This window comes from Arthrospira sp. PCC 8006, assembly GCF_046480465.1.
Taxonomy (GTDB): domain Bacteria; phylum Cyanobacteriota; class Cyanobacteriia; order Cyanobacteriales; family Microcoleaceae; genus Limnospira; species Limnospira platensis.
Genome location: NZ_PKGG01000514.1, coordinates 1 through 628 on the forward strand (window position 1 = coordinate 1; position 628 = coordinate 628).

Annotated in this window: 1 pseudogene; it reads right to left on the bottom strand. The window is 46.0% G+C overall.

The window, feature by feature from the left end:
• Positions 1-392: pseudogene (locus B9T16_RS29125) on the bottom strand (DUF58 domain-containing protein); the annotation flags it as partial.
• Positions 393-628: the final 236 nt, after the last annotated feature.

Sequence of the window (628 nt, forward strand, 5' to 3'; positions counted from 1 at the left end):
TTCCAGTGATAAACTTGTCCGGGTCCAATAACATCAATAGACTCCGATGCATCTCCCAACTCTGTGGGGAGGCGATCGTAAATTTGAAATAGGGGACAAGATTTTTTCGACTGGTTTTCGATTTCCAGTTCAAAAGTGAGGCGCGAGCCCACACTGACCGGAGTAATAGGGTAGCGGCGAACCTGAAGGGGACGAAGACTCCGCCCTGGCAGAATTGCCGCCGCCAATAACAAAGCCAACCCCATACCACTAATCACATACAGCCACCCTGCCATAGTATTAGTAGCAGCCCCAAAGAAAAAAACCGTCATAAACCCTAACAGCCAACCAGGATAAGCCGGAGTTACCCAGTTACGTTCTAACCAATTAGTAATTTTGCGTTTTGACCCCATAACATAATATCGCGCCGCTCACACCAGGATAACCAAAGTTCAACAAAAACTCCAGAAGTTTCCGGTTTCATCAGAAAAACTGGAAACAGTCTATAATTTTGGCGATCGCCGAAATAGCCCACAACCAGGAACCATCGCGCCTACTGGTTAGCTGAGTGTCAATTTTGAGCAATTGGGCTAACATGAGATACTCAATGCTATATTCTATAATTTGGTGCGAGACGTTCAGGCATGAA